The sequence below is a fragment of the Nonomuraea rhizosphaerae genome, from assembly GCF_019396405.1.
Classification (GTDB): domain Bacteria; phylum Actinomycetota; class Actinomycetes; order Streptosporangiales; family Streptosporangiaceae; genus Nonomuraea; species Nonomuraea rhizosphaerae.
On the sequence record NZ_JAHKRL010000156.1, the window covers coordinates 1 to 8,782 of the forward strand.

General features: G+C 69.2%; 7 protein-coding genes. 1 reads left to right on the forward strand and 6 read right to left on the reverse strand.

What is annotated here, in order from left to right; all coding sequences use genetic code 11:
* Positions 1 to 89: 89 nt before the first annotated feature.
* The 6 genes from KME77_RS07675 to KME77_RS07700 form a co-directional block, all read right to left on the reverse strand.
* Positions 90 to 1,460, reverse strand: a complete 1,371-nt coding sequence (locus KME77_RS07675; RefSeq protein ID WP_219463388.1) for a GH1 family beta-glucosidase — start codon at positions 1,458 to 1,460, stop codon at positions 90 to 92.
* Positions 1,457 to 2,260: a carbohydrate ABC transporter permease gene (locus tag KME77_RS07680; RefSeq protein ID WP_219463389.1), complete on the reverse strand. Its 804-nt coding sequence runs from the start codon at positions 2,258 to 2,260 to the stop codon at positions 1,457 to 1,459. The genes KME77_RS07675 and KME77_RS07680 overlap by 4 nt, the downstream gene beginning before the upstream one ends.
* 25 nt (positions 2,261 to 2,285) lie before the next feature.
* Positions 2,286 to 3,245, reverse strand: a complete 960-nt coding sequence (locus tag KME77_RS07685) for a carbohydrate ABC transporter permease (protein WP_219463391.1) — start codon at positions 3,243 to 3,245, stop codon at positions 2,286 to 2,288.
* A complete protein-coding gene (locus tag KME77_RS07690) occupies positions 3,242 to 4,543 on the reverse strand; it encodes an ABC transporter substrate-binding protein (RefSeq protein WP_219463394.1) in 1,302 nt (433 codons plus the stop codon). Before KME77_RS07690 ends, KME77_RS07685 begins: the two co-directional genes overlap by 4 nt.
* Before the next feature lie 191 nt (positions 4,544 to 4,734).
* The gene (locus KME77_RS07695) at positions 4,735 to 7,590 is read right to left on the reverse strand and encodes a M36 family metallopeptidase (protein WP_219463396.1); all 2,856 of its coding nucleotides are present in this window, start codon (positions 7,588 to 7,590) and stop codon (positions 4,735 to 4,737) included.
* A gap of 172 nt (positions 7,591 to 7,762) precedes the next feature.
* Entirely contained in the window at positions 7,763 to 8,524 is a 762-nt protein-coding gene (locus tag KME77_RS07700; RefSeq protein WP_219463399.1) for a hypothetical protein, read from the reverse strand.
* Between the two features lie 101 nt (positions 8,525 to 8,625).
* On the opposite strand from KME77_RS07700, the gene KME77_RS30485 reads away from it, so the two are divergent.
* Positions 8,626 to 8,782 (forward strand): tyrosine-protein phosphatase (locus tag KME77_RS30485; RefSeq protein ID WP_219463401.1); only part of this gene is annotated, 157 nt, incomplete at its 3' end.

Consider the following 8,782-nt stretch of genomic DNA (forward strand, 5'->3'; position numbering starts at 1 on the left):
GGCCCCGCCGGCCCCGAGGAGGGCCGCCTCGGGGCCGGCGGTGCTGGTGGCGAGGACTGTCGCGCTGTGAGGGAGGGCACGAAGAAAATCTACAGCCCGTTCCTGCCGATCACATCGCGATACCACAGCGCGCTGTCCTTGGGCACCCGCTCCAGCGTCCCGTAGTCCACGTGCACGATCCCGAACCGCCGCCGGTACCCCTCCGCCCACTCGAAGTTGTCCAGCAGCGACCACACCAGGTATCCGCGCAGGTCGGCGCCGGCGGAGATGGCCCGGTGGACCTCGCGCAGGTGTCCTTCCAGGTAGGCGACCCGGTCGTGGTCGTGGACGTGGCCGTTCTCGACGACGTCGTCGAAGGCGGCGCCGTTCTCGGTGACCATGAGGCCGACCTGCGGATAGTCCTGGGAGAGCCGGACCAGGAGCCTGGACAGGCCGTCGGGCACGATGGGCCAGCCCATGGCGGTGGTGGGGGCGTCGGCGGTGCCGAAGAGGATGTCCTCGGAGCCGGGCCAGGCGGCGTCGGCGGGTGTGCCGGGGCCGGCCGAGACGACGCAGGGGTTGTAGTAGTTGATGCCGATCTGGTCGATGGGGGCGTTGATGATCTCCAGGTCGCCGGGGTGGATGTGGTCGAGGCCGCCGTTGCGGGAGGCGGCGTCGAGGACCTCGGCCGGGTAGCTGCCGTGCAGGGCGGGGTCGAGGAACTGCCTGGTCAGGAGCGCGTGGATGCGGTCCACGGCTTCCGCGTCCGCCTCGGAGGGGACCGCTGAGGGGTCGTTGACCTGGGCGGGGGTCAGGACGGGGGCGGAGTTGACGACGAGCATGAGGCTCTTGGCGCCCAGGTCGCGCAGCCGCCGGGCGGCCAGGCCGTGGCCGAGGAGGAGGTGGTGGGCCGAGCGCATGGCGTCGCCGGCCCGCCGGTGTCCGGGCGCGTGGACGCCGTTGCCGTAGCCGAGGAACGCCGCGACCCAGGGCTCGTTGAGCGTGGTCCAGTGGTCGACGCGGTCGCCGAGCTTGCCGTACACGGCTTCGGCGTAGTCGGCGAACGCGTACGCGACGTCACGGTTGGTCCAGCCGCCTGTGTCCTCCAGGGCCTGTGGCAGGTCCCAGTGGTAGAGGGTCACGTACGGCGTGATGCCGGCCTCCAGCAGGGCGTCGACCAGGCGCGAGTAGAAGTCGAGGCCCGGCGGGTTGACCGGTCCCCGCCCGTCCGGCTGGATGCGCGGCCAGGCGATCGAGAAGCGGTAGGCCTGCAGACCGAGCGAGCGCATCAGCGCGACGTCGTCCCGGTACCGGTGGTAGTGGTCGCAGGCCACGTCCCCGGTGTCGCCGTCGAAGACGTTCCCGGGGGCGTGGGAGAAGGTGTCCCAGATCGACTGCCCCCGTCCGTCCTCCTTGACCGCCCCCTCGATCTGGTAGGAGGCCGTGGCGGCCCCCCAGACGAAGTCATCCGGAAAAATCATCCCTTTACAGCTCCTTGCATGATTCCGCCAATAATCTGCTTACCGAGCAGGGCGAACACCAGCACCAGCGGCAGCGTCCCCACCGCGGTCCCGGCCAGCCCGAGGACGTAGTCGTTGACGTACCCGCTCGCCAGCGTCGAGAGGGCAACCTGCACCGTGGGGTTGTCCGGGTTCAGCACGACCAGCGGCCAGAAGTAGTCGTTCCACGCCGACATGAACGTCAGCATCCCGAGCACCGCCGCCGCGGGCCGCGCCACGGGCACCACGACGTGCCAGAACAGGCCCCACGTCGTGCACCCGTCCACCCGCCCGGCCTCCAGCAGCTCGGTGGGCAGGGCCCTGGTCAGGTACTGCGTCATGAAGAAGACGCCGAAGGCGTTGACCAGGGCGGGGACGATCAGCGCGTAGTTCGTCCCGGTCCATTCGAGCTTCACCATGAGCAGGTAGAGCGGGATGATGCCGAGCTGCGTCGGGACCATCATGGTGGCGACGGTGATCAGCAGCATGATGTTCTTGCCCCTGAAGCGCAGCTTGGCGAAGGCGAACCCGGCCAGCGTCGAGAAGAACATCACCGCCAGGGAGATCGACCCGGCCACGATGAGCGAGTTCAGCAGCGCGAGCCCGAAGGGCACGGTGTCGAAGACGCGTGAGACGTTGGCGAAGAAGTTGCCGCCGGGCAGCAGCGGCGGCGGCACCTCGGCCAGCGCCGAGTTGTGCCGGGAGGCCACGACCACGCTGTAGTACAGCGGGAACGCCGAGAAGAACGCCACCGCGGTCAGGGTCAGATAACGCAGTCTCACCTCAGGCCGCCCTTCCGAGGAGCCGTCACGTCAGTCCGCCCTTCACGCGGCGCGACAGCAGGTAGTTGATCCCGGCCACGACCACCACGACCAGGAACATCAGCCACGAGGCCGCCGACGCGTAACCGAAGTCGAACTTGGTGAAGCCCTGCTCGTAGACGAACAGCGCGAGCGTCTGGAACTGCCGGTCCGGCCCGCCGCTGGCGGCCCCGCCGCCGGCCCCGCCGGTGCTCGCCCCGAACAGCAGCGGCTCGGCGATGATCTGCATGGCCCCGATGGTGGACACGATGACCACGAAGATGATCGTCGGCCGGATCATCGGGATCGTGATCTTGCGGAGCTGGGTGAAGTTCGACGCGCCGTCGATGGTGGCCGCCTCGTACAGCTCACGCGGTACGGCCTGCATCGCGGCGAGGAAGATCAGCGCGTTGTACCCGGTCCACCGCCACATGATCATCGTGGAGAGCGCGATGTGGGAGGTGGCGGTGCCCGCGGCCCAGTCGATGCTGCCGGCCCCGAACCAGGACAGCACCCAGTTGATCATCCCGAAGTCCCGGCCGAAGAGCTGACTGAAGATCACCACGACGGCCACCACGCTGGTGACGTTCGGCAGCAGCAGCGAGATCCTGAACAGCGTCTGCAGCCGCAGCCGCCGGTTCAGCAGGTGCCCGAGCCAGATGGCCAGCAGGAGCTGCGGGACGGTCGACAGCACGCCGATGGACAGCGTGTTGAAGGTGGCGTTCCAGAAGTAGCCGTCGGCGAGCAGGGTGCTGAAGTTGTCCAGCCCCACGAACGCGTGCTCGTCGGACAGCAGCGTCCACTCGTGCAGGCTCACCCAGGCCGTGTAGATGAGCGGGAACAGCCCGAAGGCGCAGAAGAGCAGGAAGAAGGGCGCGACGTACGCGTACGGCGACACCCTCATGTCGAGGGTGTGCCGCACGCCGCGCCTGCGCCGCCGGGAGACGGCCAGCGGGAGAGAGGTCATTTGATCTTCTTGACGTCTTCCAGAACCTGGGCCCACGCCTGGTCGGGGGTCTGCTTGCCCTGCTCGACCCGGCCGAGCCCGTCACCGATCACCACGCGCAGGTCGGCCTCCTTCGGGCCGAGGTGCTGAGGCTTGAGGGACTTCGCGGCCTCGGAGTAGATCTTGCCGATGGGGGCGTCGCCGAAGAACGGCTTGGTGAAGTTCTGGATCGACGGGTCGTCGTAGAGCGCCGGGATCGACGGGAAGGTCCCTTCCTCCTTGAACACCTTGGCCTGGTTGTCCTTGGAGGTGAGGAAGTCGATCAGCTCGGCCGCCTCCTTGGGGTGCTTGCTCTGCTTGGGGATCATCAGGTGGGAGCCGCCGCTGTTGCCCGACCCACCGGGTACGGGGGCGATGTCCCACTTGCCGGAGGCGTCCTTGGCCTGCTCCTGGATGAAGCCGGTCATCCAGGCCGGGCAGATGATCGTGGCGAACGAGCCCTTGGCGAAGCCGGTGTTCCACGGCGGCGAGAAGGCCGCCAGCTTGGCGGTCAGCCCTGCCTGGGTGAGCTGGTTGGACAGGTCCCACGCCTTCTTCACGTCGGGGTTGGAGGCCACGATGATCTGGTCCTGGGCGTCGTACAGGCCGACCGGCGCCTGGTTCACCATCGCGCGGAAGATCTCACCGGGCGCGTCGACGAACTTGGCGCCCGCCACGTTCGCTGCGGCGAACTTCTTGCCGGTCTCGATGTACTGCTCCCACGCCGGCCACAGCGCGCCGACCTCGGTGCGGTCGGTCGGCAGCCCGGCCTTCTTGAACAGGTCCTTGCGGTAGCACATGGCCAGGCCGCCCACGTCGGTGCCGAGGCCGAGCACCTGCTGCCCGTCCTTGCTCAGGCCCTGCTGCCACTTCCAGTCCAGGTAGTCGCTCTGCCGCTTGTCGAGCCCGTACTGCTTGAGGTCGGTGAACTTGGCCGGCTGGGCGGTGAAGGTGCTGATGTAGCCGACCTCGACGGCCTCGACGTCGCCCGCGCCCGCGTTCGTCGCCAGCCGCTTGACCAGGTTGTTGTGGTGGTCGTTGAACTGGGTGACGTTCTCCACGATCTCGATGTTCGGGTGGGTCTTCTTGTACTCCTCGTACAGCGGCTTGAAGCCGAAGTCGCCGAAGAGCCCGACGGTCAGCTTGACCTTCTCGGCGGGCTGGGCGGCGCCCGTGGCCGCGGTGTCTCCGCCACCGCCGCCGCTTCCGCAGGCCGTCGCCAGGGCGAGGAAGGACGCGGTGATCAAAGGTACGGCGAGACGCCGGTAGCGAGAGGCCATGGAGCCCTCCTGTAATTCATGGGGGGATGTTCTGAGAGAGCGCTCTCTCGCCAGAGTCGTGCGCATCACATGCCGCTGTCAACGGAGGTTAAATAACGATCCGAGTTACCGGGAGAGCGTGTTCACGCTCCCATGGGAAGGCCCGCGCCCCCGGGAAGGGGACGCGGGCCGTGGAGAGCCTGCCGGATCGGTCAGTGCGAGAACGCCTGGAACTCGGCGGCCCGGATCTGGTCCCGCACCGGACTGGCGGTGCCGCAGTCCGTCGCGGAGTTCGGGTCGTTGTCCTGCTCGCCCGCGTACAACGGGTTGCCCGTGCACTGGGACGTGACCGTGCGCAGCATCAGGTGGGTGGCCGACGTGTCACGCACGTCGAACGACTTGAAGATCAGGTTCGCCCCGCGGGGGCGCGGCAGCGAGGTGCTGAACGCGTCCTTGGCGCTGGTGTAGATCTTCCTGAAGTTCGCCGCGTCGGCGCAGTTGGCGCTGCAGGCCAGCACCTCGAACGAGCGCAGGGCCGAGAAGCGGTTCTGCGCGCCCGGGTCGGCCGGGTCGCCGGTGTTGGGCCTGAGCATGGCGCTCACCTGGACCCTGCGGACCTTGACCGGAGCGTCGCCCGCGAGGTCCACCACGACCGACTTTCCGGCCGGCGTCCCGGTGAGCGAGGCCCAGTTCGTGGCCTCCGTTTCGTCGATGAGCCTGGCGTGGTTGACGCCGTCCCCGGACGCCACGGCGCCGGACGCGGCCGAGGCCAGGTTGCGGGTGAGGGGCAGAATGAGAGGAAGCGACACTCCGCCCACCACGACGAGCTTCTGCCGGGAGTGGCCGAAGCCGTTGCCGGCGACCACGGCGTCATAGATGCCAGGCGTCAACCGCACGCTGTCGCCGAGCGCCGTCGCCGGGTCGGTGTCGGCGACGGGGACCACACGGCCCTCGTAGTCGCCCACGTAGAGCCGCAGCGCCGCGCCCTTGGCCTCGCCGACCGGCTTGAGCTGCACGGTGCCGTTCCGGCCGACCGGGTCGACGAAGCTGGGCGTCGGGTCCTGGTCGTTCGGGCCGGTGGCCGCCGCGCCGTCACCGAGGCCGTGCTCGGCGAACGCGCGCCACATGATGTCCCTGTTCCTGCCGCCGAAGCGCATGGCGTCGGCCGCGAGCAGGGCGTTGCGGTGGTCGACGTACGTGACCGCGCCGGAGGCCATCAGCAGCAGGGCGTCGTACGAGAGCTGCGCCCAGCGCCGGTTGCCCGGGCACTTGTCGAGGGCGAGCTTGCCGTCGGCGCAGGCGCGCTGCTGCTTCTCGGTGCCGTCGCCGTACCGCTTGACGAACGCCGCGCGCACGTCGAACTGCGTGGCCGACCAGATCTCGCCGTCGGCGTGGACCTGCTGGCCGACGAGGTCGTAGGCGACGTCGCTGTAGTTCAGCGGCGACTTGGACATGTCGTAGTTGCGGATGCCCCGCTCGGGGTCGCCGGTGACGTATCCGCCGGTGACGTACGGGGTGTTGCCCTTGGGCCGGAACCCGTACTCGAACAGGTACTCCATCGCGAACAGGTCGGAGGTGCTCTCGTTCATGGCCCCGGCCTGGGCGCCGCTCCAGCCGGCGTTCGGGCCGCCGATCATGCGGCCGGAGATGGCGTGCGTGTACTCGTGCCCGATGACCGACATGTCGTAGTCGCCGTCGACGCACGGCGGGTAGAACGAGCCCGCGATCGGCTGCCACAGGTACATGTTGGTGATCGGCGCGACCCCGTCGGGGCCGGTGATCTGGTTGGCGTTGTCGCGCACGGTCAGGTCACGGGCGCCCGCCTGGGCGTTGCCCTGCTCGGGGTCGTTGCCGAGTCCGCCCTGGTCGCCGTTGCTGACCTGCATGTTCCACGCGGTCTCGGTGAAGCCGAGCCGGTAGGACCAGTCGTGCATGCGGTTGTGCATGGCGTTCAGGTTGGCGATCGCGGCTTCGAGGTCGGCCTCGCCGGGCTGGTCGAACGCCGCCGGGTTGCACTTGGCCGTGTACCAGGTGTTCTTCCACGGGTAGGCGTAGTTGCGGCTCGGCGTCAGGACGTTGGTGCGGACGCCGACCGAGAACGGGTCGGGGTTGGCGCGGTTCTCGGTCGTCTTGGTCGCGTTGCCGACGCTGGTGTTGGTCGGCGTGTTCGTGGTGTGGTCCACGTCCCACGCCTTGCCGGTGCGCGGGTCGCCGCCGGTGATGAAGTCACAGCCGCGGGCGGCGGTGAAGCACCACGTCTGGCGGGTGTCGGCGGAGGAGTAGTTGCCGGGCGGGTTCGCCGGGAAAGCCTCCCAGTGCGGGTTGTCCGGGTCGAAGTGGTCGACGAGGTTCTCGCGGACCAGGATCGCGCCGCTGACCGCGTCCACGTGCGTCGTGTACGCGGCGGCCCCGTGCTCGTCGCTGCCGATCAGCACGACCTGGTACGCGCTGTGCACGCCGTCGGGCGCGGGCACGGCGACCAGGCTCGCCTTCTTGGTCGCGGCCTTGGCCAGGTCGATGCCGCCGTCCCTGGCCGCGATCTCCAGCGCCTGCTGCTCGGTGACGGTGGCCGCCGGTGGCGCCGAGGTGTCCCGCGACAGGGACGAGGTGACGTGCATGATCTTGCCGTCCACCACGCCGACGGCGACCAGTCCGTCCACGCCCGCGGGCAGGTCGCCGAAGCGCTGCCGCAGCAGTACGGCGTGCCCGGCGCCGATGGGGTTGACCGCGACCTTCTCCAGGACGTCCACCGACGCGGCGGACAGCCCGAAGAGGCCTTCGTTGTTCTTGAGATAGGCCCGCGCCGCCTGCTCGGAGTCGGCGCCCAGGCCCTCGGCGAGGGGGGTGGCGCTGGTGATGCTCGCGGGGGTGCCGAGAGCGTTCCAGCGGATCTCACCCGCCGTCCCCGCGACGCGCGCGTTGGCCCCGACCGGGGGTGGGACCGTTCCTTGCCTGTTGTCCACGTCCGGCTTCTCGTTCTGCTCGGCCTGGAAGTCGTGGACTATGGGGGCCGCCGTGCGTTCTTCGCCACTGGCGGCCCCGCTCAGGGGTAACGCCGTCGCCGTCATCGCGACGACAAGGAATGCGCTGCGTAACCAAGGTCTAGTTGACAACTTTCCCTCCTGCAACGTCAGGACGCGGGTTCATCCGCGTCCTGCAAGAGGTAACACCGCTTGGACCGCTTTACAAGATTCCGTCAGACCCGGCGTCCCCTGAGCGCGTCGTCCGGCCGATCTTCGTCTAGTCGGTCTTCGTCGACCAGAGCGGCGTCCTGCCGTCGTAGATCACGGTGTTGCCGTCGTCCTGGACCTCCAGCCGCGCGCCCGGGTTCTTGCCGGTCTTGGAGCTCCACAGCGGCGTCGTGCCCACGTAGACGACCAGGTTGCCGTCCTTCTGCATCTGCGTGAACGCGCCGGGCCTGCCCCCGGTCCTGGAGCTCCACAGCGGCCGGCTCGCCCGGTAGAGGACCAGGTTGCCGTCCTCCTGCTGGACGAGCTGGTAGTCGCCGTTGCGCGAGCGCACGTACTGGCCGGGCTTGAGCGAGTAGCCGGGGGCGAGCACGCTGATCGTGGCGTGGCGGTTCCACACCGGCGTCCTGCCGTCGTAGATGACCAGGTTGCCGTCGTCCTGCACGGCCAGCCGCGAGCCGGGGGCGTCACCGGTGTTGGACGCCCACAGGGCCTTCCTGCCCAGGTAGACGACCAGGTTGCCGTCACTCTGCATGGCGGCGAACGCGCCGGGGCTGTCCCCCGTCTGGCTGCTCCACAGCGGCGTGCGCCCCCGGTACAGCACCAGGTTGCCGTCCTCCTGCTGGTGCAGCACGTACGAGCCGTCGGACGAGCGTACGGAGTCGCCCGCCTTCAGCGTCTGGCCCGGGTTCAGCCACGTGGTGCGCGCGGCGCTCGCCTGGGTCGTCGCGGCCCATGCCGCGGGGGTCACCGTGCCCGTGACCATCGCGCCGGCCAGCGCCAGTGCCCCCACGTACATCGACATTCTTCTCATCGGTACCTCCATGCCCCGTTGGTGATCGAGAAGGACCGTAGCCAGCCGCGGTCCGGAACCGGCTCACTTCCGAAAGGCTCGAAGTGGCAGGCTTGCCAGACATGACGGACCTGAGCTGGGACGGCTGCCACAACGTCCGCGACCTTGGCGGGCTGCCCGCCGGGCCGGGGCGCCGCACGCGGCGGGGCGCGGTGGTGCGCTCCGACACGCCCGACCGGCTGACGGAGGCCGGGTGGGCGGGGGGGCTCGCGTACGGGG

Excerpts from the sequence above, each read along its gene's own strand:
- KME77_RS07685 (WP_219463391.1), bottom strand. The coding sequence starts at position 3,245 with ATGACCTCTCTCCCGCTGGCCGTCTCCCGGCGGCGCAGGCGCGGCGTG.
- KME77_RS07695 (WP_219463396.1), bottom strand. The coding sequence starts at position 7,590 with ATGACGGCGACGGCGTTACCCCTGAGCGGGGCCGCCAGTGGCGAAGAA.
- KME77_RS07700 (WP_219463399.1), bottom strand. The coding sequence starts at position 8,524 with ATGAGAAGAATGTCGATGTACGTGGGGGCACTGGCGCTGGCCGGCGCG.
- KME77_RS07675 (WP_219463388.1), bottom strand. The coding sequence starts at position 1,460 with ATGATTTTTCCGGATGACTTCGTCTGGGGGGCCGCCACGGCCTCCTAC.
- KME77_RS07690 (WP_219463394.1), bottom strand. The coding sequence starts at position 4,543 with ATGGCCTCTCGCTACCGGCGTCTCGCCGTACCTTTGATCACCGCGTCC.